At 30.3% G+C, this 23,649-nt stretch carries 23 protein-coding genes and 6 tRNA genes; all 29 read right to left on the reverse strand.

The window, feature by feature from the left end; all coding sequences use genetic code 11:
- Positions 1 to 77: 77 nt before the first annotated feature.
- The 29 genes from dnaK to BQ5344_RS01880 all read right to left on the reverse strand — a co-directional run bounded on the left by dnaK (position 78) and on the right by BQ5344_RS01880 (position 23,045).
- Positions 78 to 1,904 (reverse strand): molecular chaperone DnaK, encoded by a 1,827-nt coding sequence (gene dnaK / locus BQ5344_RS01740; RefSeq protein WP_071123925.1) that lies wholly within the window; start codon positions 1,902 to 1,904, stop codon positions 78 to 80.
- A gap of 61 nt (positions 1,905 to 1,965) precedes the next feature.
- Complete coding sequence (gene grpE, locus BQ5344_RS01745) at positions 1,966 to 2,544, reverse strand: nucleotide exchange factor GrpE (protein WP_071123926.1); 579 nt, start codon at positions 2,542 to 2,544, stop codon at positions 1,966 to 1,968.
- Between the two features lie 24 nt (positions 2,545 to 2,568).
- Positions 2,569 to 3,579, reverse strand: a complete 1,011-nt coding sequence (gene hrcA / locus BQ5344_RS01750) for a heat-inducible transcriptional repressor HrcA (protein WP_071123927.1) — start codon at positions 3,577 to 3,579, stop codon at positions 2,569 to 2,571.
- Positions 3,580 to 3,829: 250 nt separating this feature from the next.
- Positions 3,830 to 4,330, reverse strand: a complete 501-nt coding sequence (locus tag BQ5344_RS01755) for a hypothetical protein (protein WP_071123928.1) — start codon at positions 4,328 to 4,330, stop codon at positions 3,830 to 3,832.
- Positions 4,331 to 4,363: 33 nt separating this feature from the next.
- Positions 4,364 to 4,972, reverse strand: coding sequence for a lysozyme inhibitor LprI family protein (locus tag BQ5344_RS01760; protein ID WP_071124251.1), 609 nt, complete (start codon positions 4,970 to 4,972; stop codon positions 4,364 to 4,366).
- 31 nt (positions 4,973 to 5,003) lie between these two features.
- Positions 5,004 to 5,336, reverse strand: a complete 333-nt coding sequence (locus BQ5344_RS01765) for a hypothetical protein (RefSeq protein ID WP_036071583.1) — start codon at positions 5,334 to 5,336, stop codon at positions 5,004 to 5,006.
- 69 nt (positions 5,337 to 5,405) lie between these two features.
- Entirely contained in the window at positions 5,406 to 5,600 is a 195-nt protein-coding gene (locus BQ5344_RS01770; protein ID WP_021769894.1) for a hypothetical protein, read from the reverse strand.
- A gap of 613 nt (positions 5,601 to 6,213) precedes the next feature.
- Positions 6,214 to 6,900, reverse strand: coding sequence for an N-acetylmuramoyl-L-alanine amidase (locus BQ5344_RS01775; protein ID WP_036071586.1), 687 nt, complete (start codon positions 6,898 to 6,900; stop codon positions 6,214 to 6,216).
- Positions 6,901 to 7,039: 139 nt separating this feature from the next.
- A complete protein-coding gene (locus BQ5344_RS01780; protein ID WP_021769897.1) occupies positions 7,040 to 7,276 on the reverse strand; it encodes a hypothetical protein in 237 nt (78 codons plus the stop codon).
- Positions 7,277 to 7,567: 291 nt separating this feature from the next.
- The gene (locus BQ5344_RS01785; protein WP_071123929.1) at positions 7,568 to 8,038 is read right to left on the reverse strand and encodes a GNAT family N-acetyltransferase; all 471 of its coding nucleotides are present in this window, start codon (positions 8,036 to 8,038) and stop codon (positions 7,568 to 7,570) included.
- A gap of 219 nt (positions 8,039 to 8,257) precedes the next feature.
- Positions 8,258 to 9,010: a tRNA pseudouridine(38-40) synthase TruA gene (gene truA / locus BQ5344_RS01790; RefSeq protein WP_071123930.1), complete on the reverse strand. Its 753-nt coding sequence runs from the start codon at positions 9,008 to 9,010 to the stop codon at positions 8,258 to 8,260.
- 121 nt (positions 9,011 to 9,131) lie between these two features.
- A tRNA-Leu gene (locus BQ5344_RS01795) sits at positions 9,132 to 9,215 on the reverse strand.
- Positions 9,216 to 9,238: 23 nt separating this feature from the next.
- Positions 9,239 to 9,314 (reverse strand) — tRNA-Lys (locus tag BQ5344_RS01800).
- 8 nt (positions 9,315 to 9,322) lie between these two features.
- Positions 9,323 to 9,398: transfer RNA gene (locus tag BQ5344_RS01805), tRNA-His, on the reverse strand.
- A 36-nt stretch (positions 9,399 to 9,434) separates the two neighbouring features.
- Positions 9,435 to 9,510, reverse strand: a tRNA-Gly gene (locus BQ5344_RS01810).
- A gap of 13 nt (positions 9,511 to 9,523) precedes the next feature.
- A tRNA-Pro gene (locus BQ5344_RS01815) sits at positions 9,524 to 9,600 on the reverse strand.
- 199 nt (positions 9,601 to 9,799) lie between these two features.
- Positions 9,800 to 10,081 (reverse strand): cupin domain-containing protein, encoded by a 282-nt coding sequence (locus BQ5344_RS01820; RefSeq protein ID WP_071123931.1) that lies wholly within the window; start codon positions 10,079 to 10,081, stop codon positions 9,800 to 9,802.
- Positions 10,082 to 10,105: 24 nt separating this feature from the next.
- Positions 10,106 to 11,350 carry a transcription termination factor Rho gene (gene rho, locus BQ5344_RS01825; protein WP_036071652.1) on the reverse strand — a complete coding sequence of 415 codons (1,245 nt, stop codon included), beginning with the start codon at positions 11,348 to 11,350 and terminating at the stop codon, positions 10,106 to 10,108.
- A 213-nt stretch (positions 11,351 to 11,563) separates the two neighbouring features.
- Positions 11,564 to 12,892, reverse strand: a complete 1,329-nt coding sequence (miaB, locus tag BQ5344_RS01830; protein ID WP_021769940.1) for a tRNA (N6-isopentenyl adenosine(37)-C2)-methylthiotransferase MiaB — start codon at positions 12,890 to 12,892, stop codon at positions 11,564 to 11,566.
- Between the two features lie 372 nt (positions 12,893 to 13,264).
- Positions 13,265 to 13,350: transfer RNA gene (locus tag BQ5344_RS01835), tRNA-Leu, on the reverse strand.
- A gap of 297 nt (positions 13,351 to 13,647) precedes the next feature.
- Complete coding sequence (locus tag BQ5344_RS01840) at positions 13,648 to 14,610, reverse strand: M23 family metallopeptidase (protein WP_071123932.1); 963 nt, start codon at positions 14,608 to 14,610, stop codon at positions 13,648 to 13,650.
- A 39-nt stretch (positions 14,611 to 14,649) separates the two neighbouring features.
- Positions 14,650 to 15,120, reverse strand: coding sequence for a DUF7336 domain-containing protein (locus BQ5344_RS01845; RefSeq protein ID WP_071123933.1), 471 nt, complete (start codon positions 15,118 to 15,120; stop codon positions 14,650 to 14,652).
- A gap of 12 nt (positions 15,121 to 15,132) precedes the next feature.
- The gene (locus BQ5344_RS01850) at positions 15,133 to 15,366 is read right to left on the reverse strand and encodes a DUF7336 domain-containing protein (protein WP_071123934.1); all 234 of its coding nucleotides are present in this window, start codon (positions 15,364 to 15,366) and stop codon (positions 15,133 to 15,135) included.
- A gap of 68 nt (positions 15,367 to 15,434) precedes the next feature.
- Complete coding sequence (gene coaBC, locus BQ5344_RS01855; protein WP_071123935.1) at positions 15,435 to 16,640, reverse strand: bifunctional phosphopantothenoylcysteine decarboxylase/phosphopantothenate--cysteine ligase CoaBC; 1,206 nt, start codon at positions 16,638 to 16,640, stop codon at positions 15,435 to 15,437.
- Between the two features lie 24 nt (positions 16,641 to 16,664).
- Complete coding sequence (gene cysS, locus BQ5344_RS01860) at positions 16,665 to 18,254, reverse strand: cysteine--tRNA ligase (protein WP_071123936.1); 1,590 nt, start codon at positions 18,252 to 18,254, stop codon at positions 16,665 to 16,667.
- A 57-nt stretch (positions 18,255 to 18,311) separates the two neighbouring features.
- Positions 18,312 to 18,806: a hypothetical protein gene (locus tag BQ5344_RS01865; RefSeq protein ID WP_071123937.1), complete on the reverse strand. Its 495-nt coding sequence runs from the start codon at positions 18,804 to 18,806 to the stop codon at positions 18,312 to 18,314.
- Positions 18,807 to 18,841: 35 nt separating this feature from the next.
- Complete coding sequence (locus BQ5344_RS01870; protein ID WP_071123938.1) at positions 18,842 to 19,471, reverse strand: retron system putative HNH endonuclease; 630 nt, start codon at positions 19,469 to 19,471, stop codon at positions 18,842 to 18,844.
- Complete coding sequence (locus tag BQ5344_RS01875; RefSeq protein ID WP_071123939.1) at positions 19,455 to 20,675, reverse strand: AAA family ATPase; 1,221 nt, start codon at positions 20,673 to 20,675, stop codon at positions 19,455 to 19,457. The genes BQ5344_RS01870 and BQ5344_RS01875 overlap by 17 nt, the downstream gene beginning before the upstream one ends.
- A gap of 30 nt (positions 20,676 to 20,705) precedes the next feature.
- On the reverse strand, positions 20,706 to 23,045 hold the full coding sequence (locus BQ5344_RS01880) for an endonuclease MutS2 (protein ID WP_071123940.1): 2,340 nt from the start codon (positions 23,043 to 23,045) through the stop codon (positions 20,706 to 20,708).
- Positions 23,046 to 23,649 lie beyond the last annotated feature (604 nt).

Raw genomic sequence — 23,649 nt, forward strand, 5'->3', positions numbered from 1 at the left:
CAATTATTTTTTATAAAAGAAGGAGAACTAATTCCCCTTCTCAATCCTATTTTTCACTTTAAATTTCTATTTCTTAATTAGTCCACAACTTCTGCATCTTCCACATCATTAGCACCAGAATTGTTACTTTCTCCAGCTGTTTCTCCGCCTTGTGCTGCTTGTTGCGCTTGAGCTGCTTCTTGATACATTCTTGTTGCGAAACCTTGAGAAACTTTTGATAATTCTTCAATTGATTTTCTGATTGCTTCTACATCGTCGCCATCTTTTACTTTTTTCAATTCTTCGATTGCTTTTTCGATGTCTTCTTTTTCTGTTCCTTGAAGTTTATCTTCATTTTCTTTTATAGTTTTTTCTGTTGCGATTACTAATTGGTCAGCTTGGTTTCTTGCTTCTACTAATTCTTGGAATTTCTTATCTTCAGCTTCGTGTGCTTCGGCATCTTTTTTCATTTTTTCGATGTCGTCTTTAGATAAGTTAGAACTTCCAGAAATTGTTACTGTGTTTTCTTTTCCAGTTCCCAAGTCTTTTGCAGAAACGTGTACAATTCCATTTGCGTCAATGTCGAATGTTACTTCGATTTGAGGTACTCCTCTTGGTGCAGGTGGAATATCATTTAAGTTAAATTCTCCTAATTTATGGTTGTCAGCCGCTCTTGCTCTTTCCCCTTGCAATACAACTATTGATACTGCCGGCTGATTATCAGCCGCTGTTGAGAACACTTGCGATTTTTTAACAGGAACTGTAGTATTTCTTTCGATAATTTTAGTAAATACTCCTCCCATTGTTTCAATTCCTAATGATAATGGAGTTACGTCTAATAATAATACGTCTTTAACGTCTCCCATTAACACTCCACCTTGAATTGCCGCTCCTGCCGCAACTACTTCATCAGGGTTGATTGATTTGTTAGGTTCTTTTCCTAAGAAAGATTTTACCCATTCTTGAACCGCTGGAATTCTTGTAGAACCTCCAACTAATAATACTTCATCAATATCGCTAGGACTTAAGTCTGCATCTTCCAATGCTTGTTTTACTGGTCCTTTAGTTGCTTCAACCAAGTCTTTTGTCAATTCATCAAATGCCGCACGAGTCAATTTTTTCTCCAAATGTTTAGGCCCTGTTGCATCCATTGTGATAAATGGTAATGAAATTTGTGTTTCTAGTGTAGTTGATAATTTTTTCTTAGCATCTTCTGCCGCATCTTTCAATCTTTGAATTGCCATTTTATCATTTCTCAAGTCAATTCCAGTTTCTTTTTTAAATTCGTCAGCTAACCAGTCAATAATTTTTTGGTCAAAATTATCTCCACCTAAGTGGTTATTTCCAGAAGTTGAAATAACTTCCACAACTCCATCTCCAATTTCAAGCACAGATACGTCAAATGTACCTCCACCCAAATCAAACACTAATACTTTTTCTTCTTTTTTCTTATCCATTCCATAAGATAATGCAGCCGCTGTTGGCTCATTTATAATTCTTTGAACTTTAAGTCCTGCTATTTCCCCAGCATCTTTTGTTGCTTGTCTTTGTGCATCAGTAAAGTATGCAGGTACTGTAATTACAGCTTCTGTTACTTCTTCACCTAAGTAAGCCTCAGCATCTTTTTTCAATTTTTTAAGAATCATTGCTGAAATTTCTTGTGGTGTATAGCTTTTTCCGTTAATATCAACTTTATAGTCGCTTCCCATGTGAGTTTTAATTGAAATTACAGTTGAATCAGGATTTGTAATAGCCTGTCTTTTTGCAATTTCCCCTACAATAATTTCTCCATTATCCTTAATATTTACTACTGACGGAGTAGTTCTTCCACCATCAGAATTTGGTATAATCGAAAAGTTTCCACCTTCCATAACTGCCACGCAGCTGTTTGTTGTCCCTAAATCTATTCCTATTATTTTACTCATATCTATCATTCTCCTTTATTATCAATTTTTTATAAATTTAATTTATTTTTTATTTCAATTTTTATTGTTTCTTATTTACAGTAACCATCGCAGGTCTTACAACTTTCCCTTTCATTTTGTAACCTTTTTGGAAAACTTGCACAACCACGTTGTCATCCAGTTCCTCTTTGTTTTCAGTAATCATTGCTTTATGTTCGTAAGGATCATACTCTTTTCCAGCCGCTTCAATTTCTTCCACATCTTCTTCAGCCAATAAATGTTTCAAATTATTCAAAATCATATTAACTCCTTCGATTAATGAATCAAAGTTTTGACTTTCCTTCGATGCGTCAACCGCTCTTTCCAGATTATCTACATTGTCAAGCAATTTAACAATAATCCCTTCAGAAGCGTATTTTCTCATTTCAGCAACTTCATTTTCTTTTCTTTTTGTAAAGTTTTGAAATTCAGCTAACTTTCTTGTATAGGAATTTTTCCATTCCTGAAGTTCAGCTTCCAATTTTTGTATTTTATCTTCAGAAGTTTCTTCTGCACTCTTTTCAGCTTCTTGACTTTCTACATTTTCATTTTGCTCCTCAACTGCTTCATTCTGTACAGCTTCACCTTCAAAATTTTCCTTTTCCAAATCTTTTTCCGCCATTTAAAAAACCCACTCTCCTTCTTATTATTTATTTTTTTGATTTAATAACTGATTCACTTCTTCTGCTACATATTCAACGAGTCCAACCGTTTTTGAGTATTCCATCCGTTTTGGTCCAATCACACCAATAATCCCCTTCGCGTTATTAAGCGTATAAACTGAGAATACAAACGAGAAATCCTCAAGCCCTGCAATGTTCAAATCTTCTCCGAAAATTACATTAACTTCCCTATCCTTAAATTCCTCCATCTGTAAAAACTGGGCAAATACATTTCGTAAATCATTTGGATTATTAAACAGTTTTACTCGATTTATAAGGTTCATTACATCAGATGCGTTATTTTCAATAAGATTCGTTCCACCTTCAAAAAATAATTTTCCTTCATCGGAAATCATATTATCCTGAAAATCGCTTTGCATAAATAAATTTGTATTCGTGAAAAAATCCTTTAAGTCAGATAATGTAAAATACTCACTGTTCGCAATTTTTTCATTTAAAAAACTATTTATTGCTTCCACTTCATTTTCAGTTACAGGATTTTCCAGAAAGATATTTAAATTTTTTGTAAGGGAAGAATTCATTATAACTACAGCAAGTACAGTCGTTTCATTAATATGTACCAATTTTACCTTTTTTACACCTTCCTGCGTAAACGCCGGCTCTAATACAACCCCGGCATATTGACTAATTTTTGACAATAATCTAGATGTTTCCTCAAATATCATGTCAATCTGATTCATCCTCTTATTGTACGCCTGCATGACTTTCGTCTTTTCTTCCTGAGAAATATCTCTAATTTTCAAAAGCTCATCGACATACAGCTTATATCCTTCACTTGTCGGAATACGTCCAGAAGATGTATGTGTTTTTACAATTAGGCCCTTATCTTCCAAATCTGCCATTGTATTTCGGATAGTCGCTGACGACACTCCAATGTTATACTTTTTCTCCAGCGTCCGTGATCCTACACTTTCACCAAATTCCAGATAATGCTTGATAATAGCCTTTAAAATCAATTGCTCCCTATCATTCATCTTGGCACCTTCCTTTTTGTTGTTAGCACTCTCTAAGTTAGGTTGCTAACTATAGATATATAATATTACATTTTTTTAAATTTGTCAACACTTTTTTTAAAAATTTTTTCATTTTTTCAGAAAATTTTTATAATATTGAAATAAGTATTATAAATACAGGGGTTTATCAAGTTTATATTTCTAAATTCTTGTTAAAAAAAAATAAGGCTGTTAAAAAAACAACCTTTTTTAATTTTAATTATATAATCTTTTATTTATATTCATCTGGAAAATCATAAGTATTAACATAACCTGCTCCATCTACATACCAATTACCATTTATATTTACGATTTTTACATAAGTCCTGTGAACGTTTCGAGATTTTAATATCACATATCCTGTATCTTCATCGTAATATATTGCTTTATACCCTCCATTTGTATCTGGATCTTGTCCAGTTAATATCCACTCTCCATCCATAGGAACCCCTAAATACTCTATTGGCATTGTTTCTCCATCCCAATCAAAACTATTGCGATATTCAACTAACTCTTCATAAATGTTTCTAAAATTTTCGGTAATATTTGAATTTTTCAAGACCCAATTATCACTATTACCATTTCTAATTCTGATAGAATAGCCATTAACAAAGTTTTCTGCCACTTTTTGTGGTGTATTACTGTTACTTGCCACTTTCTTTTTTGTAGCACCATAACTTATCGTATTTAGTGTTGAAATAAAGACAACTAACATTAAAATCAATTTTTTCATTTATACATATCTCCTTCACATTTTATTTATATTTTAATTACCATGTAATTCATCATACATTCTAGCAAGTTCTATTGTTCGAGCTTTTACCATATCCATTTTTGTTCCAATTTTTCTTAACTGAACTATACTTCCACATCCATTTTCCCCTTCTTCTCCACATTCTTCATATATTATTTTTTTTGTTTTATTAACCATTCCTTTTAACCAAGCTCTTTCCTCATTTCGTAATTTTGTTTTTTGACTGTCTGGCAACTCTGACATAAGAAGTTTATAAACTTTATTCAATTCTTTATCCCATGCTTGATACGCCGCTTCAGCTTGATAATACATTTGACTATCAGAACCATCGAATCCTGTATCTTGAACTGAACTCATTCTACTCATCAATTCAGCCTCATAATTTCTACTTTTCTTAGCAACTACTGATGTAGATGTTTCTTGTGAAGTTGTTACTTGTGCCATTTGCTGCTGTTCATTCTGATTTTTTATCATTTCCTGTTTTGTCTTTTCCTGTTCTAATTTAACTTTTGCCTGTAATTCCTGTGTTTTAATATACGAACTATATATTAAAAACGCCCCTCCTAGAAAAAATGTAAATATTGCAGTACATACAATAATTAAAGTCGTCTTTTTATTCATAATTATTTTCCTTTCTGTTTTTTCACAATCTTTAAAATAAATTTCCATTTATCCAAATTAATCTTGGATTATCTGTATCAAACAAACTAACTCCATCCACTTCATCTAATTGCCAAGGATCATCCTCATCATGACTTTCTGATTCATATCGACTTATTTTACCATTTTTACAAATGTAGACATAATCATCGTCCATAATAATTTTATTTTGATAGCACAACAAATCTTTAATTTCATCATCTATATCACTTTCACTTTCATTTTCAATAAAATATGATATTCCATCTTGAAAATCAGTCCATTCTGACAATAAATTCATGCAGCATAAAATCATGATTATTAAAATTATTACTTTATTTTTCAATATTAATACCTTCTTTACTTAATGATATATTTCGTTTTATTTTATTTCAATTTTATTAACATTTATCCCTCAGTTTCCTTCCCCTTTGTCAACTGCTGTAACTCCACCTTTTAAATTAACTCTTCTATTATCTTCCATTAAGCCTGTTATATAACTTCTTTGTGAAAAGTCATTAAAATATACTCTTAGAGCGGCTCGTGAGCTACCGTCTTGTGAATCTGTTCCATAATATGTTTTTCCGTTAATTACACATTTTTTAAACATATAATATTCCCAAAGTATCCACCTTCCGTTGCTTGAGAACCATTATCATATCCAGTTTCTCCCAAATATCCTGTACAGTAACTTCCAGATTTTATCACTATCCTCCTTTCTGAAAACAACAAAATTCCTGTTAATAATAACATTCCTAATATTAGTTTTTTTCATAATTAATTATTCCTTTATAAACATCATAAAACTATCAAAATAAAATATTTATTAAACTTAATTTTACTCTTAATTTCTACCAAACAATAAAAAATACAAATATTTCTCAAATGTTTTTACATAAAAAACTAAGCCTTTTATATTATACCCCCCCCGTTTGATTTTGGTTTCGATAAAATTAAATAAAAATTAATTTAAAAAGAAAATTAATATTTTTTTTACACTTTTTCATATATTTTAAAACAAAATTCTAAATAAAATCACATTTTATAATAACTTTAAGTATGTTTTAGAATAAAAATACCTTAAATCTAAAATCAAATCTTATATTTTCTAATTATTTTTCTCAAAAAAAAGACTATTTTAGCCTAATCACTAAAACAGTCCTTATATCTACATATTATTAACTTTAATTTTTTTGTCTTATGAAATTTAGAATTTTTTTATTCTATCTTTCTCTGAAATATTTATCAATTCCATTCACAATTCCTTTTACCATTACATTTTGAAAATCTGGAGAAGCCATTTTTCTATCTTCTTCAGGATTTGTCATAAATCCCATTTCTAGTAATGTATTTGTAACTGTTGACCAATTTGTTCCTGTTAAATCATCTCTATAGGCAACTCCTCGACTTTTAAATCCAGTTGCTTTTGTATATTCTGACAAAATAGCTCTTGAAAATCTATCGCTTGACTTTTGTACACTTCTTGTATGTGGATTTTTAGCTGATGATGTAAGCACAGTTGCACCTCTAGCACTGCTTCCCCCTGCATCTGCGTGCAATCTCAAGTATACTGAGCAACCTGCCTTATTTGTCATCAAGGCTCTTTCCTTATTACTTATATTTACATTATTTGTCTCTCTTACCATAAATACTGAATATCCTTTAGCCTTCAAAGCATCTCTTAATTTTAATCCCACTTCTAATGTTAATTGATACTCGGTTTTTTTACTAGAAACACCTTTTGTTCCATAAGCTACTTTCGGTTTTCTTTTGCTTGAGCCTGGTGCTATTTCTTCTGTTTGCATATTCCCTTTAGCTTGATGCCCTGGATCAATACACACTTTTTCAGCCGCACTCATTAATCCTGTTAGACTACTTAGCAAAATAGCCAATTTAAATAACAGTTTCATTATCATTTCCTCTTTTCCAACATTTTATTCGTTTTTTTATTTTTTAAACATCTCAATTTATCATAATAATTTAATTTTCATGTCTGGAAAAATAATTAAAAATTATTCAATTTTTATACAATTAAATTATAGAACTTATTTAATAAAGGTAAGATGATCCTGTGAAGTATAAATTTCTGTATCCACTTCCTTCAAAGTACACTCTATAAACATCCCCAATTCCAAGTCCTGAGAATGGGTATCCTCTAAAATTAAATCTTTTTCCAGATTCAAGACTCACACAAGTATTACCCGATACTATTCTGCAACGTTCTACATATCTTGAAAAGCCAAGTACACCAAATAATAAAAATATTCCTAATATTAGTTTTTTCATAATTAATCACTCCTTTATAAGTTTTCCAAAATGCAAAATTGAGATGTTTAATGTTTCATTTTATGGTTGAATTTCCAGACACTTAAATCACAAATTTTTATCAAAATTTTCGATAAACGAAAACTATGTTATCCTAAATTATACCCTAAGTATATTTGATTATGTTGTATTTATTATTAACAAATAATTAAATATACATAAGATTTTAATATACAAATATTTTTTAAACTAATTATTAGTATATTCAAATTCTTTAAAAAAATTTCTTAGAATTTATTTTATATTTTACAATTACTTCACCAAATATCTCATTAAATATCGCTCAATATTATCTCCATATTCATTATCCAAATTTCCCACTATTTTAAATCCTAAATTTTCATAAATTTTTTTCGCTGTAAAATTATCCATATCAACAGTAAGCTCTATTTTTTTTATACCAATTTCCTTTAAATTTTTCATTACATACTCAAGCAAAATTCTTGCATATCCGTTTCTTTCAAATTTTGGAACAGTGGAAACTCCATATACATAAGCCACTTCTCTATCAAAGCTGCTCAAAACTTCAATAACCGACATCAGTTCCTCATTCTCATCATTACTAAGCATCGCAAAAACTTTCCCATATTTGCTAAACGGTTTAATGTTCCAATTTCCGACAGTCGCCTCTCCAAAAACCTCATTTTCATGCTCCACAATTCTAAATAATAAATCTGAATCCTTTTTCGCATCTAATATTTTTATTTTGTAATTTCTTTCCATAAAAATTTTCCTTTCTATTTTATTTTTTTAGCCAATTTTACAATTTTATCAAATTATACTCGAACTTATTTAAAAATAAACTATAAAAAATTATGCAAACTCAAGGTTTGAGTAAATTATCATAGCCTCTGAGACCTGTTTTAAAGTAGTTTTACTATACTTATCAATTTGCAAAAACAAACATTATTTTAAAATATATATTTCTTATTTTTTAATTTATCAATAATTTACTTTATACAGATATAATCCTTCCGAAGCTGCCAAAATTTTCTTATCATCAGCATTAGGATTCTCTAACCTTTTTTTTATATAATCTTCTTCTACATTCCCAAAATAAACCGCAAGTGCTGAACCAATCATAATTCTAACCATCGTTTTCAAAAATCCATTTCCACAAATCTCGACATTTAACTGCTTTTTACCATTTTTTGCATCATAATAGCATTTTATATAGACAATTTCTCTCACAGGGTTCCTATAAGCCTTGTCCTTTTTCATAAAGCTACTAAAATCATATTTTCCAACAAAATCATTCATTATTTCCTGAAATTTTTCCACATTTACACTTGTCTTCAATCCAGTCATATAATTTGCTTCAAACGGCGTAATATCTTCCTCATTCCTCATAATATAGAGATAAGTCCTATTTTTTGCATCAAATCGTGCATTAAAATCTTTTTCAACTTCCTCAACTTCCAAGACCTTAACTTCTCCCTTTAGACATTTATTAATTTGTCTTTTTATCGCTTCTATCGGGATATTTTCATCAATAATAAAATTAGAAACCTGCTCCATAGCATGAACTCCTTTATCAGTTCTTCCTGATGAAATCATATTTATTTTTTGATTAAAAGTTTTAAAAATAGCTTTCTCAATTTCGCCTTGTACAGTTTTCATTTTTTTTTGTCGCTGAAATCCGCAAAATTTACTTCCATCATACTGATAAATCATTTTTAAATTTCTTTTTCCCATTTTTTCCTCTTTTTTCTTTCTTTAAAAACTTATATTATTTTTGAATTTATATTTTATGATTTAATTATAAAAAAAAGAGCAATTTCTGCTCTTATATGTATCGGTAATTTTAAGTTTCAAATGGTGCGAAAGGTGGGACTCGAACCCACATGTCGAAGACGCTAGATCCTAAGTCTAGTGCGTATACCAATTTCGCCACTCTCGCAAATTTACTATTTAATTTTTAAATGGTGAGCCATACTGGGATCGAACCAGTGACACCTTGATTAAAAGTCAAGTGCTCTACCGACTGAGCTAATGGCTCATAATTAATGGGGTGACCGACGGGACTTGAACCCGCGACAACCAGTGCCACAAACTGGCGCTCTACCAACTGAACTACGGTCACCATATATCTATAAAAAATTTACTCTTATAAATAAAATGGAGCGGGAGACGAGGGTCGAACTCGCGACATTCAGCTTGGAAGGCTGACGCTCTACCAACTGAGCTACTCCCGCAAAATTTATAAAATGGTCGGTGTAGTAGGATTTGAACCTACGACCCCCTGCTCCCAAGGCAGGTGCGCTACCGAGCTGCGCTATACACCGTTCTAAAGAATAATTTTGATTCCTCAAATACTCTCAGACAAGAAATATAATATCATAAATGAAAATAAATGTCAACTCTTTTTTTCAAATATTTTCAATTTTTCTTCAATTTTCTTTATAAATCTCATTTTTTGTTTTATTTTATCCATATTTTTAATTGAAATAAGGGTATATTAGACATACCCTTATTGTAAGTTTATTATTTTTTTATTAATGTTACACTAACTTCAGAATCTTCCAAAGCACTTCCATTAATAAAGTTTATTCCGTCAAAATGTAAAATATCTCCTGGTACTAAAATATGTTTTTCAGTTTCATTCAAAAACATTTCCATTTTCCCTTTCAAAACTGTGAAAATAATTTCCTCATCTTCATGGTTGTGCTTAGCAATTTCTTCATCTTTTTTCAAAATTTTCTTTACCAATTTAAAATTTCCCTTGTTGAATAGCAATCCTGCTTCATTTTTTACATTTCCAAACATCTTTATCTCCTTAATAATTTATTTTTATTTTCCTTTTTTTGTTTTATATAAATCTTCTAACAATTCATCATTATTCTTGTATTTCTTTATTAGTTCAATTAAGTTTCTCATCCCTTCAACTTCTGACATTTCACTTAGTTCTCTTCGCAACTTCCAGATTTTTTCCAGATTTTCTCTTGGAATTAATAATTCTTCACGTCTTGTGCCACTCTTTAATGCATCAATTGCTGGAAATATTCTTAACTGTTCAAGTGTTCGGCTTAAAATAATTTCCATATTTCCTGTCCCTTTAAATTCTTCAAAAATTACTTCATCCATTCTGCTTCCAGTTTCAACAAGTGCAGTTGCAATAATCGTAAGGCTTCCACCATTTTTTATATTTCTTGCGGCACCTAAAAATCTTTTTGGATAATAAAGGGCATTCGGATCAATTCCTCCTGAAATCAATTTTCCACTTGATGGGATTGTTATGTTATACGAACGTGCCAATCTTGTTAAACTGTCCATTAAAATTAAAATGTCCTTTCCACGTTCCACTTGCCTTTTTGCCATTCGAAGCACATTTTCTGTAACTTCTGTATGTACTCTTGGATCTTCATCAAAAGTTGCGGCATACACTTCCGCCTCCTTCACATTTTCCTTAATATCTGTAACTTCTTCCGGCCTTTCATCAATTAGTAAAATCCACACATCAATTTCTGGATTATATTTTATAATATCATTTGCAATTGTAGAAAGGAGTACAGTTTTCCCAGCTTTTGGCGGTGCAACTATAAGCCCTCTCTGACCCTTTCCAATTGGTGAAATTAAGTCAATAATTCTTGAAGAAATTTCTCCGCTTCCCAAATTTAACTTCTCATCTGGATATGATGGCACTAAATCGTCAAAATATGGACGTTCGAGTGATTTTTCAGGCAAATCTCCATTTACTAGCAATACTTTTAAAATTCCATAATTCTTCTCTGTACCAATTGGTATTCTTAATTCTCCAAATACAATATCTTCATTTCTTAGGAAAAATCTTTTTATTTGTGACATTGAAACATAAACATCAGGACCAATTGAAGTATTTCTCAAAAATCCATAATTTCCATCTCCAATTACATCCAGCTTCCCAAATCCATAAGTTTTTCCTCTTTCTTCTCCTTTTTTAATCAAAATAGCATTTATAAGTTCAAGTTTTGACATTCCTGAAAAATTTTCAATTTTATATTCTTTTGCCATTTTCTTTAACTTAGTCACATTTTGTGAAAGAATATCCTTTATCATTTCCTCTTCAAGATTCAAATTTTCTGAACTATTTTTTTTCTCTGTTTCTTCTTCTTTTTCAATTTGTTTTTTTTCTTCTAAATTTTCGCTAAGTTCTGAAATCTCCTTTGTTTCCGACGCTTTCGGACGTCCTCTTTTCTTTTTTACAGGTTCAATCTGCTCTTGCTGATTTTTTCCCATCTCGACTTCTCTCTCTGTCTCTTTTTTCTTCATTTACTCCTCCACCAACTCTCCATATAATGTCCATGTTTTTGCATCATAAATTCTTGTATTCACAAATTTCCCTTTCAAATCCTTTCTATCGCTCTTAAATAAAACTATTTTATGCGTAGAACTTCTTCCTGTCAACATTTCAGGATTTTTTCTGCTCGGTCCTTCCACAAGCACTTTAACAATTTTTCCAAGATATTTCTGGCTTTCTTCTTTTGCCTTCATATTCTGTAATCTCATAAGCTGCTGCAGTCTCTCATTTTTTATTTGCTCATCGACTTGTTTGCCCATAGTAGCCGCAGGAGTCCCTGTTCTCTTTGAATACATGAACATAAACGCATTTTCAAATCCAACTTCATTCACAACATCCATCGTGTCTTGAAAATCTTCATCTGTTTCCCCTGGAAAACCTACGATAATATCTGTTGTAAGCCCAATATCAGGTACTTTCTCCTTAATTTTTTTAGCAAGTGCAATAAATTCCTCTTTTGTGTATCCTCTGTTCATTGCATCCAAAATTTTTGTAGAACCGGATTGCAGCGGCAGATGCAGCATTCTTGCTATTTTCGGGTTTCTTGCGATTGTATCAATTACTTCATCACTAAAGTCCTTTGGATGTGGCGACACATATTTTATCCAGAAATCTCCTTCTACATTTGCACTTTCCTCCAATAATTCTGCAAAATTATCCTGCCCATTTGCAAAATCGCTTCCATACGAATTTACATTCTGTCCTAAAAATAATATCTCTTTGTATCCTTTTTTTGTATATTGTTCAACATCACTAACTATTTCGTTAAGCGGTACAGAACGCTCCATTCCACGTACATAAGGAACTATACAAAATGTACAATAATTATTGCATCCATAAGTTATGGAAATTGAAGCTACGATATCATCCCCAAAGTCAGCATCAACCCTTGTCGGCAATTCATCCTCATCATCCACCATAACAATATGTGTTTCTTCCCCAGATTCAATTCTTTCTAAAATATCAGGAATTCTTCCTATATTCTGATTTCCAAGTACCAAGTCCACATAAGGAGTCTTTTTAATAAATTCATCCCTTACTTCCTGAGCAAGGCATCCTGTAACACCAATAATCATTTTCCCATCTTTTTCTTCCTTTATTCTTTTCAAATCCCCAAGTTTTCCATACACCTTAACAGCCGCCCCTTCTCTTACTGTACAAGTATTCAAAAATACCAAATCCGTATTTTCAATATCTTCTGTCATATGGTACCCCATTGTTTGTAACATTTGTTTCATTTTTGCACTTTCATTTACATTCATCTGACAACCATAAGTTATTATTGTTGCTCTCTTTTCCACTTTTTCCCTCCAAATTTTGTTCTATTTCTTAAAAGTCTATGATTTTTTCCTGAACAGTTTTTGAATTGCTTAAATATGATAAATTTTTACCACTTAAATAGCTCTAACTATCCAAGTATAAATCTTTATTTTCAAGTTTGTTTTTTCTTGCCCTAATGGTATCATTTTTATTTTAGAATTTCAAGAAATTTTTATTCTTTTTTTTAATTAATAATTTTTATTTCTTAACACTTAATTTAAAAAAATAATACCAAATATCATTTCTCCTATTTCACAATAACAGTCACTTTATTATCACTTACTTTATTCTAAAATAAAAAACACTCTAGGAGTGTAGAGTGCAATTTATTATGAAAAAATTTAATTTATTATTGGTGCCCGAGGCCGGAGTCGAACCGGCACGATATAAAATCGACGGATTTTGAGTCCGTTGCGTCTACCAATTTCACCACTCGGGCATATTTTATAAATTACCTACTTAGTATAATATATTTTTTAAATTTTGTCAACTAATTTTAAAATTTTTTTTGATATTTTTTACAAAGTTTATAGTATACTTAAAATCGAATTCAAAAGCTATGACTATTTTACTCAAATCCTAAATTTATATAATTTTTAATAGTTCTATTTTAAATGGGTTTGAGTATATATTTAGATCTTTATAAAATCAAATTAATATAACTGAAATTCATTTATTCTAATCATAGCTTTAAACTTTATTCTCGATTATTTTTACTATAAACTAAATTTATTATTTACATCCTCTTTTTCCTAATTCTTCTTCTCAGATTTTTAACTTTATTTGAATTTTGGTTCATTTTACTACCATCTGGATTCACCTTTTCTTCAGTAAATACACTTGCATCTCTAAAAGCAGCATCATATCCTTTTGTTTCAAACCATTCTGTTTTAGCTGCTTCAGTTTGAGCATTTATTTCTTGTTTTGTCATTTGATCTCCATTTTTTATCTCAAAATACATTTCTGGATCTACCCTATTTACAAGACCTTTTCCACGCATTTCAAAGGCTATTTCAAAATGTAGATGTGGAGCACGTGTTCCGCTTGCATTTCCTGTTACCCCTGATTTAGCTATCACTTGTCCAGCCTTTACAATATCTCCAACTTTTACATTTACTTCGCTTAAATGGCAATATCTAATGTACTTTATCTGCATTGTGTTTGGATCATAGTTGCTGCTATAGTCCATTTCCCTTGCACTTAATTTTGGCTGATAGTTTTTTCTTTTTATTTTCTCTAATTCTTTTGGATCAACTTCTAAATAGAAATTCAATCCATAACCTGTTTTATCAACATACATATCCACAATTTTACCATCCAGCACAGCATAAACATCTGTTCCTGGCAATGCAAAAATATCAATTCCTTGATGTCCTCTCGCTCCATTACTTCTAGTTAGCCCAAATTTAGCCCAGTCAGGATAAACTTCCCCACGAAAATTGTAATACGTAACTTGCGGATTTTTTATCGGATCGATTCTAAAAATCTTATCTTCTTCATCTCCATTCACACCATTATTTCCAGAATCAATATTTTTCCTAATAAACATCATTCCAACAATTATAATTCCTAAAATTAATAAAGTTATTACACCTATAATTATCCCTGTTTTCCTGCCAGATTTTGAATTTTCCTTTTCTACTTTTTCTTCTTTTTTTTCATCCAAAACCTCATCTACATTTTTATTTTCATTTTCCATAATAATCAATTTGCTAAATTTGAATAGCCTCTCCTTCTTTTATTTATTTTTTTCTTCATCCAGAATGTATTCTTCAATATAAAAATTAGAAATATGTGAAGAAAATCCTTCTATTTTCTGATATTCCTTTATTTTTTTCCTAGCCTCTAATTTTGATAAACATACTGATAAAATTCGATGTTTTTCCTTTGCTTTATCTTTACCAATATAATAAAAATGAGAAAGTACGTATAATTTTTGGTTTTTGGAATTGTCAATTTCTACATCATCTTCTCCATAATAAGTAACATAACCACCTTCCCATCCAGCATATTTATCCAAATGACATTTTTCTAGCCAGAACCCATCCAAATGTGAACAAAATCCTTTAATTTTTTTATATTTTTCCAGTGCCTTCAATCCTTCTTCCCTTGTATAATAGGCACCTAAAAACCTTGCTTCCTCATTCCACTTATACTTATCATAGACATCTCCATAATCATATCCATGTGATAAAATCCATATTTTCATAGTTTCTCCTAATTATTTAAGGCTTTTAGATTTAAACCCTTTTGTGTAGTAATCTTTCCCAATTATCATGGTTCTAATTTTAAATCCTTCAGGACAATCCATAAAACCTTTCATTTCTTTCCATTTATCAACAATTTCCAATGCCTTTTCCTTTGTTGAAAAAAATCCTATTAATTTATCATCATCCTTTTCATCTCTATGATACAGCATGTACACTTTTTTTATCTTTTGTTTTTCAGATTTCATAATTTATTCTCCCTTTTACAAAATCAATAAACTTATAAAAATCAACACATTAATAATTTCAAAAAACTTTATCTTCTTTCCAATTCACAAATAACCTCACTCAAAATATCATAAGCCAGCTCCATCTTACTTTTCTGACTAATTTCCACCGAAGTCCTATCTTTTCTAATAATCTCAATCACATTTTCATCGCTGCCCATTACAGACGCATTATTTGCCACTATAATATCCAAATTTTTCTTTTCCAGCTTTTTCAAGGCATTTTCCTTTATATTGTTAGTTTCTGCCGCAAATCCAACTAATAGCTGTTTTTCTTTTTTCCTGCTCATCTCTAGCAAAATATCAGGATTTCTAACCAATTCTATAACAAAATCTGAATCAGATTTCTTTATTTTTTCGTTTTTGTACTCCTTTGGTCTGTAATCAGCAACTGCGGCACAAGCTATGAAAATATCAGTATCTTTAAAATATTCATCCACTTTCTCATACATTTCCAACGCTGATTCCACAGAAATAAAATTTTTAAGCCCATTTGGAATTTTCAAGTCCGTAGGCCCGCTAATTAAAGTTACTTCTGCTCCCAAATCAGCCGCCGCCTGAGCAAGTGAATATCCCATTTTCCCGCTTGAATTATTTGACAAATATCTGATTGGATCAATATTTTCCTTTGTTCTTCCACTTGTTATAAGAATTTTTTTGCCTTTTAACGCAGTATCAAAATTTTCTATTTTTGAAAAAATACTGTATCTTTCTATTTCTTCGACAATATCTTCTGGATCGCTCATTCTACCCTTCGCACTGTAATTGCAGGCAAGCAAGCCTTCTTCTGCATCAATAAACCTATATCCAAAGGATTTCAGCTTATCAATATTTTCTTTTAAAATGGGATTTTCATACATATTCACATTCATTGCCAAGGTAAAAAATACTGGCTTTCTTATCGAAACAGCGGAAAGGATTGTCGTAAGCATATCATCTGCAATCCCATTTGCAACTTTTCCAATTATATTATAAGTCGCAGGTGCAATCAAAACCATATCTGCCCAATCCGCAAGTGAAATATGTTCCACCTCATAGTGTGGATTACCGTCCCACATATCCACATAAATCCTATTTCTTGATAAAGTTTCAAGAGTCAAAGGGCCAATGATTTTTGTAGCATTTTCAGTCATCACAACTTTCACATTATATCCTTTCTTTTTCAAAAGCGATACAATTCCAGCCGATTTATATGCTGCAATTCCCCCTGTAACTCCTACTAAAATATTTTTCATTTTTCCCTCTTTTTAAATCAAAAATTACAATAAATTATAATCTGTACTTCCATCCTTATTATCCTTAATTTCTACCCCAAGTGCCTTCAATTCATCCCGAATTTCATCAGATAATTTGAAATTTTTCTCGCTTCTTGCCTTACTTCGTAATTTTATCAAAAAGGCAATTAATCTCTGCTCTCTTTGTGATTTTTCAAAAAACTCCATAATTTTCTCGTTTTCCTCCTTTCTATTAATTATTATTCCAAAAACATTTTCTAATTTCAATTTCAAAGAAGCGTACGATTCTTTTATTACCAAATAATTTTTAGAATACTTATTTTCATTTTTAAGAATGGGAATAAATTTATTTGTTTCTCGAATTTGTTCGAAAATCGTTGCAAGAGCTTGTGGTGTGTTCATGTCATCATCCATTGCATCTCTGAATTTTTTATCAAATTCATCAATCTTTTTATAAAATTCAAAATATTCAGGATTTAATTCGTTTTCAATAATTTTATCAAAAAGATTATTTAATGTCTGCAGTACACCCTTATCCTTGTCAAAAGTTACGTTCGCATACTCTTTCATCGTAGTTTCAGATTTTTCAGAATTATTTTTCTCTTCTATTTTTTCCTTCTTATATTTTTCAACAATATTTTCAAATTTATTCATTGATTTTACAATATTTTGCAACGCTTTTTTCGTATCCTCCATATTCTCGAATGAAAAGTTAATTGGCTTTCTGTAATGAGTGCTAAGAATAAAAAGTCTTACTACATTCCCAGAAAATTTTTCAAGTATTTCACGAAGTAAAAAGAAATTTCCTAGCGATTTTGACATCTTGTCGCCATTTATCTGAATAAATCCGTTGTGAAGCCAGTAATTTGCAAAGTTTCCGTGATAAGCACACTTGCTTTGGGCAATCTCATTTTCGTGATGCGGAAAAACTAAATCTTGTCCGCCACCATGAATATCAAATGTATCCCCAAGATATTTTTTTGCCATCGCACTACATTCAATGTGCCAGCCAGGACGCCCTTCTCCCCAAGGCGATTTCCAAAACGGCTCTCCATCCTTCTTTTTCTTCCAAAGTGCAAAGTCTACTGGATTTTTCTTGATTTCCGAAACATCAATCCTAGCCCCAAGTTCCAGTTCCTCAATTTTCTGATTTGACAATTTCCCATAATCCTTATATTTTTTTACTTCAAAATAGACATCCCCATCTTTCTCGTAAGCAAATCCATTATCAATTAATTTTTGAATAATCTCAATAATTTCCGCCATATTCTCAGTAACCTTAGGTCTTTTAACACTATCAAGAATATTCAGCTTGCTAATATCCTCAAAAAAATATTTTATATATTTTTCCGAAACCTCACTCGCAGAAGTCCCTTCTTCCATAGACTTATTTATAATTTTATCATCCACATCCGTAAAATTCTGCACAAACTCAACTTCCATCCCCTTATGTTTAAAATACCGTGCCAACGTATCAAACACCACAATCGGTCGTGCATTTCCCAAATGTATATAATTATAGACAGTAGGCCCACAAACATACATTTTTACCTTATTTTCTTCTATTGTCTTAAATTCTTCAATTTTATTTGTCATTGTGTTGTAAAGTTTCATTTTTTATTCTCCCTACTTTTGAAAACTTTTAATTTATTTTGGTTCATTTAATTTTAGTTATTCCAATTTTTCTTTTATTAAACCACTAGGATAAAAAATAATAGCGGGATCAAATGTCATTATCAAATTTTTCCTTTTATATTTCTTGCCTTTTCGCTCAAAAAAATATACTTTCCTTATATCTTTTGCATTTTTTAATATTAACTGAATGTTATCTTTTTTCTCACCATAACTGACAATTAACGATATTTTTTTATTTTCCTTATAAAAATATCGATTTTTATAATAATTAATATATTCATCTTCTAAATGGCATTCTCTAAGAGTATCATCATCTGCTTCCCTAAACTCACCATATTGTTCCTTCTTTTCATCTAAATGCCCAATAAAAGACTGTCCATTTAATTCCCATCCAATTTTTCTTACTTTTTTATCAGGAATACATTCATATTTTTCATTTTTTTCGATAATTTGTATTATTTTTTCTTTTGGATAATTTGCTGAAAAAAGCAATGTTCCAAATAATAAAAATATTATAGTTACTTTTCCCATAATTAAACCTCGATTTTTAATAATTTGTATTATTTTCAAATCATTTCTTCTAAAATTTCAATATTTTCTAGTAAAAAATCATTTAAACTTGGAAATCTAAAATAATCATTTTTAATAAAATCCACTATCTCACTATCTGCTAGATTTTCAATAGTATTCTTGATTTCTATTATATATTTTTTCCTTAAAATACATAATTTATCTTCATTTAAATTTAAAATCTCAATTGTTTTTACTGCTTTTTTATTTTCTGATCCACTTTCTTTTAGTGGAACAATCTTTCCAGTTTTAATATCGTAAGAAAAATATTCATTAGGATTTTCTATAACTGGATTTATAAACGATTCGTCCCATTTATTACCTTTTGCTTGTCCACAAGTTTTCTCATATATACATCCAACTATAAAATTTTTATAATCAGAAAATTGTTTTGGAAATTTATCTTTAGGTTTTATATGTTCTATTTGACTTTCGTCTAAATCCAATTCAAGTTCACAATAAGGGCAGTAATATTCATTTTCTATTTTTTGTTCATTTTCAAGCATGTAAATTTTCAATTGTCGTTTTATTTCAAAATCAAAGTTATCCCAATTTTTAGGTTCTTTTTTTCTCTTAAATTTTGTAAAAAATTCTGGTTCACTATTACTCTTATTTACTTTCAGCATTCTTCAAACCTCTTTTTTTCCTGATTTTAATATCCATATCTATTAAAAATATATCTTCATCTTTAGAACCCAATATTCCCTTTAATTCACGATATTTTTCTTTAAATTTATCACTATTGTATTCATCCCTATCAACAATTTTTCTTACTTCTTCCAACAACTTAAACACTTTAGGATTTCTAGTAGTTTCCAAGCCCATAATATCCTTCAACACTCTATCCGTCGGCTGTCCATAAGAATCATACAATTCATCCCCAGTCCTAACCACAATTTGCCCTTCATCATCCTTATCCAGCAACATAATATTTTCTTTTCTCACACTCCCCAAAATATGCGGTGAATGTGTCGCAATAATTATCTGATTATTTTCCCCAATTTTTCTATAAACATCAACAATTTTCTGTTGCCATTTAGGATGCAATGAAAGTTCAGGCTCATCAATCAGAATAATAGAATTTTCAGGATTTAGCATTTTTATAGCCAAAGTCCGTAAAAATAACTGCTTTTCCCCAGAAGATAACTCGTTTATATCAAACTCATCTCCTGAAGAATTTGTGAAAAGTGTAATATTTCTACCATCTTGTGAGATATCTTCAACTTTTACATCTATACTTAAATTTTCAAATATTTCATTTATTTCATTAAAAACTTTTTTTTGTACATCTCCAACTTTTTCATCTTTATTTTTAAGCATTGCTGAAATCATTTTTGTAGCTATGTAAGACGGAATATCTTTTATTAAATTCGTATCTACAATATTTAAAAATTCATATTTCTGTACTAAATTAGTAATAGCTATATCTATTTTCTGAAAATTTATTTCCGTTGGAACATAAATTATTTTAGGAAGAATTAATAAATTTTTTTTAATAACTAAATATGAAGAATCATTCAGATTCTCTTTTTTATCATTTAAAGAAAAATATTTCAAAGTACTATAAAAATATTTTTCACTTCCTATTTTATCTATACATTCTTTTTCTTCTTTTTCAAAAAATATTTGCAAATTATTAATAATTTTTATTTCTTGAATATCAATGTGACTTTCGAAATAGTCTTTAATACTTTCTAATACTCTTGTTTTACCACTTCCATTTGAACCTGCTAAAACTACTAAATCTAACGGCTCATCATTTTTTTCAAAATTTATAGATATATCTCTCAATCCTTTAAATTCTTTTATATGAAGATTTTTGATTTTCATAAATTTTCATTCTCCTTTAAATCAAATGTCCTACTTCAAAGTAACCACCGTACACCCAATTCCACCTTCATTCTGATTGGCATCCTTAAATTCTGTTACATATTTTGAAGTTCTTAGGTATTCGTGGATTTTTTTTCTTAGTACCATTGTTCCTTTTCCGTGAATTATATAGATTTCGTGGTAACCTGTTAGCATTGCTCTGTCCATGTATGTTTCTAATTCTGCGATTGCTTCGTCGGCATTCATTCCACGTAAGTCAATTTCTCCTCGTACTTGGGAAGTTCGTTTTAGTGAGGCGAAGTTTTTGAATTTGTTTGTTTTTTTCTTTTGAATTTTTACAATGTCGTCAGTTGATACAACCAGCTTTAATATTCCAGTTTGTACTTGAATACGGTTGTTTGGCATTATTTTCAAAATTTTTCCGTTTTGGTTCATTGTTTTTACAAGCACTTCTTCCCCAACCGAAAAATCTACATTTTGAGTAACGACTTTCTTTTCCTTTACATTTTTCTTTTTATCCGTAATAAATGATTCACGTAGCATATTCAGGCTTCTTTGAGCATTTTTCGCATCTTCTTTTTTAGATTCCTCGCTGTTAATTTTGTCAATGAGGTTTTTAGCTTTTGCCTGCATGTTTTTCAAGTAATTGTCAGCTTCCTCGTAGGCACGTTTTATAATTTCATTTTTTTCATTTTCAAGTTTTATCATATTTTGCTCATAAATGCTTTTTTGCTTGTCAAGTTCCGTTCTTGTTGCTTCCAATTGTGCCTGCATTGTTTCCAGCTCATCATTTTTTTCCTTAATTGATTTTAACATTTCTTCGACACGCTGATTATCTTCACTTATGTAGCTTTTTGCATTTTCAATCACTTCTTCACTAATTCCGTATTTTCTTGCAATTATAAGAGCGTTACTTTCTCCCGGTATTCCTTCCAGCAGTTTGTACGTTGGAGATAATGTTTCCACGTCAAATTCCATTGAGGCACTTTTAATTCCTGTTGTATTAAAGGCATAGGCTTTTACTTCGCTGTAATGGGTTGTGATTATTGAAGTTACGTGTTTTTTGTTCAAGTAATCAATGATTGCCATTGCAAAAGCAGCCCCTTCCATTGGATCAGTTCCACTTCCCAATTCATCCATCAATACAAGTGATTTACTGTTTGCATTTTCAATTATATCTTTTATTTTGCTAACATGCCCTGAAAATGAGGATAAGTTTTGCTCAAGACTTTGTTCATCCCCAATGTCAGCCAGTACATTGTGAAAATATCCAATTTCAGTTTTTTCATTTGCAGGAATTGGAATACCAGATAATGCCATAATTGTAAGAAGTCCAGCCACTTTCAATGTTACTGTCTTCCCTCCAGTATTAGGCCCTGTAATAAGCATTATATTTTCAGGATTCCCAAGTTCAAAATTAATCGGCACAACTGTATTTTCATCAATTAACGGATGTCTTGCTTCAACCAGTTTCAAATATTCCTTATTAATAATTTTTGGAACAATACATTTCCTATTAACCGAATAATTCGTTTTCGCATCAATAAAGTCCAGTCTTTCCAAAATTTCCTTAATTTCCAGAATTTCTTCCTTTTTCGTTTTTACAAGTTCTGTAATTCTAAGCAGTATTTTTCTAATTTCCTCACGTTCACGAGCCTCATATTCACGCAATTTATTATTTAATGAAACAACATTTAAAGGCTCAATGTAAACTGTGCTTCCTGTTGCAGACCTATCATGTTCTATTCCTTTAATAAGCCCTTTAAAATCTGTCTTTACAGCAATTACGTATCTATCATTTCTTTGAGTTATTATTCTTTCCTGAATAGCATTTTGCGTACTTTTATTGGAAATCAGCTCGTCAAATTTCTCTTTTATATTTGCATTAATATTCTGCTTCTGCCTTCTCACATCACGAAGTCCAATCGAAGCCTCATCTTTTAACACTCCTTCATCATTAATTGCTTCTGAAATAAAGTTCTCAATATCCTTAACTTCCTCAACATCACTAAACAGATTCCAAATCGTTCTATATTTATCCCTGACATTCTTAGCCCTGCTTTTAGAAATTCTAAAAATTGTCAAATTTTTCTTCAGAACTGCCAAATCCTCAGCACTCAAATAAGAACCAATAATATCAATAGAATTCATCATTCTAGTAATATCTGCAAGCCCTGCAAGTTCCAAACCATCATCATACTTATAAAAGTCAATCATCTCCATCATAAGCATAAGTTCTTTATCCAAAACCGATTTTTCCTTTATAATATCAATATCCAGAAACTTTTCTTTCGTCTTCTCCAATCTTGATAAATCAATAAGTTCGTTAATTATCTTATAAAATTCCAATACATCATAATTTTTTTTCATTTTATTTTCCTCAACATTCTTTTTTTCTTTTATTTAATATTTTAAAAATCCTATATTCTTATTTAAATTATATGAAACAAATTATTATTAATAAAGATTTTTCTTGATAATTTTATACTTTTTCTTTTTTATAAAGCAAAGGGGAACAGTCGCCATCCCCTTTGCAATCCCTGCTTGTCTAAGTATTTTTTTGAAATAAAAATGAAACTCGCTACGTAAAACTTCGCTCAAACAATCATTTTCATTCCAAAAAAATCACGACAGTTTTAATTTAATCACATAATTGTGATACTAGAAAAGTAAGCAAAATTTCGTTAAAGAAAAAATAACTGTTTGAGATTTTGGAATAAATTTTAAATAATATTTAGTTAATCATGTAAAAATAACCTTTATTCAAAATCGAGTTTTATTTTTTCTTTATAAGAAAGTTTTGCGTAAAGCGTGGGTGCAGGGAGATGGCGTCTGATCTCCCTGCTTAAAATAATTTAAATAATAAATTCACTATATAAAAAAGTCTACTTAAATTAACTAAAATAACAAAATTATTTTTAAAAAATATTTTTTATAAATTTTTCATATTTTGTTAAAATTATATCACATTTTG

This window comes from Leptotrichia massiliensis (genome assembly GCF_900104625.1).
Classification (GTDB): Bacteria; Fusobacteriota; Fusobacteriia; order Fusobacteriales; family Leptotrichiaceae; genus Leptotrichia; species Leptotrichia massiliensis.

Excerpts from the sequence above, each read along its gene's own strand:
- dnaK (WP_071123925.1), bottom strand. The coding sequence starts at position 1,904 with ATGAGTAAAATAATAGGAATAGATTTAGGGACAACAAACAGCTGCGTG.
- grpE (WP_071123926.1), bottom strand. The coding sequence starts at position 2,544 with ATGGCGGAAAAAGATTTGGAAAAGGAAAATTTTGAAGGTGAAGCTGTA.
- hrcA (WP_071123927.1), bottom strand. The coding sequence starts at position 3,579 with ATGAATGATAGGGAGCAATTGATTTTAAAGGCTATTATCAAGCATTAT.
- BQ5344_RS01755 (WP_071123928.1), bottom strand. The coding sequence starts at position 4,330 with ATGAAAAAATTGATTTTAATGTTAGTTGTCTTTATTTCAACACTAAAT.
- BQ5344_RS01760 (WP_071124251.1), bottom strand. The coding sequence starts at position 4,972 with ATGAATAAAAAGACGACTTTAATTATTGTATGTACTGCAATATTTACA.
- BQ5344_RS01770 (WP_021769894.1), bottom strand. The coding sequence starts at position 5,600 with ATGTTTAAAAAATGTGTAATTAACGGAAAAACATATTATGGAACAGAT.
- BQ5344_RS01775 (WP_036071586.1), bottom strand. The coding sequence starts at position 6,900 with ATGAAACTGTTATTTAAATTGGCTATTTTGCTAAGTAGTCTAACAGGA.
- BQ5344_RS01780 (WP_021769897.1), bottom strand. The coding sequence starts at position 7,276 with ATGAAAAAACTAATATTAGGAATATTTTTATTATTTGGTGTACTTGGC.
- BQ5344_RS01785 (WP_071123929.1), bottom strand. The coding sequence starts at position 8,038 with ATGGAAAGAAATTACAAAATAAAAATATTAGATGCGAAAAAGGATTCA.
- truA (WP_071123930.1), bottom strand. The coding sequence starts at position 9,010 with ATGGGAAAAAGAAATTTAAAAATGATTTATCAGTATGATGGAAGTAAA.
- BQ5344_RS01820 (WP_071123931.1), bottom strand. The coding sequence starts at position 10,081 with ATGTTTGGAAATGTAAAAAATGAAGCAGGATTGCTATTCAACAAGGGA.
- rho (WP_036071652.1), bottom strand. The coding sequence starts at position 11,350 with ATGATAAAGGATATTCTTTCACAAAATGTGACTAAGTTAAAGAAAATG.
- BQ5344_RS01840 (WP_071123932.1), bottom strand. The coding sequence starts at position 14,610 with ATGGAAAATGAAAATAAAAATGTAGATGAGGTTTTGGATGAAAAAAAA.
- BQ5344_RS01845 (WP_071123933.1), bottom strand. The coding sequence starts at position 15,120 with ATGAAAATATGGATTTTATCACATGGATATGATTATGGAGATGTCTAT.
- BQ5344_RS01850 (WP_071123934.1), bottom strand. The coding sequence starts at position 15,366 with ATGAAATCTGAAAAACAAAAGATAAAAAAAGTGTACATGCTGTATCAT.
- coaBC (WP_071123935.1), bottom strand. The coding sequence starts at position 16,640 with ATGAAAAATATTTTAGTAGGAGTTACAGGGGGAATTGCAGCATATAAA.
- cysS (WP_071123936.1), bottom strand. The coding sequence starts at position 18,254 with ATGAAACTTTACAACACAATGACAAATAAAATTGAAGAATTTAAGACA.
- BQ5344_RS01865 (WP_071123937.1), bottom strand. The coding sequence starts at position 18,806 with ATGGGAAAAGTAACTATAATATTTTTATTATTTGGAACATTGCTTTTT.
- BQ5344_RS01870 (WP_071123938.1), bottom strand. The coding sequence starts at position 19,471 with ATGCTGAAAGTAAATAAGAGTAATAGTGAACCAGAATTTTTTACAAAA.
- BQ5344_RS01875 (WP_071123939.1), bottom strand. The coding sequence starts at position 20,675 with ATGAAAATCAAAAATCTTCATATAAAAGAATTTAAAGGATTGAGAGAT.
- BQ5344_RS01880 (WP_071123940.1), bottom strand. The coding sequence starts at position 23,045 with ATGAAAAAAAATTATGATGTATTGGAATTTTATAAGATAATTAACGAA.